This window comes from Burkholderia sp. Ac-20345 (assembly GCF_017104825.1).
Taxonomy (GTDB): domain Bacteria; phylum Pseudomonadota; class Gammaproteobacteria; order Burkholderiales; family Burkholderiaceae; genus Burkholderia; species Burkholderia lata_B.
In genome coordinates this window covers 1-501 of sequence record NZ_JAAGPO010000564.1, presented here as the reverse complement: position 1 = coordinate 501, position 501 = coordinate 1, and the positions used below count along the sequence as shown (strand labels likewise).

Sequence of the window (501 nt, the reverse complement as noted above, 5' to 3'; positions counted from 1 at the left end):
CGGTTTCGCGGAAATTGATGAAGCGGTCGCGACCGTCGGCCAGGTGCACGGTCATGAAGCCGCCGCCGCCGATGTTGCCGCAGCACGGGTTGGTCACGGCCTGCGCGTAGCCGACCGCCACTGCCGCCGGTTCCGGCGCCGCTGCCGCTTCCGGTGCTGCCGCATCGGGCGCTGCGCCGGCGAGTGCTGCCGCTGCTTCGAGCGCGCAATAACAGGGAGCCTGTTTCATGGCAAAGTTTTTTATCGATCGCCCGATCTTCGCGTGGGTGATCGCCATCATCCTGATGCTGGCCGGGGTTGCGGCGATCTTCACGCTGCCGATCTCGCAGTATCCGACGATCGCGCCGCCATCGATCCAGATCACCGCGAACTACCCGGGCGCTTCCGCGAAGACGGTGGAAGACACGGTGACGCAGGTGATCGAGCAGCAGATGAGCGGTCTCGACAACTTCCTGTACATGTCGTCGACCAGCGATGACTCGGGCAACGCGACGATCACGC

The 501-nt window shown here is 64.9% G+C and carries 2 protein-coding genes; one reads left to right on the top strand and one right to left on the bottom strand.

All coding sequences use genetic code 11. The features are described 5' to 3' along the window. A partial coding sequence (locus tag G3O06_RS48705; protein ID WP_205820513.1) for a gamma-glutamyltransferase occupies positions 1-229 on the bottom strand: 229 nt, incomplete at its 3' end. On the opposite strand from G3O06_RS48705, the gene G3O06_RS48700 reads away from it, so the two are divergent. Then, positions 228-501, top strand: a 274-nt coding sequence (locus G3O06_RS48700; protein ID WP_205820512.1) for an efflux RND transporter permease subunit, incomplete at its 3' end; no start/stop codon positions are given. The genes G3O06_RS48705 and G3O06_RS48700 overlap by 2 nt on opposite strands.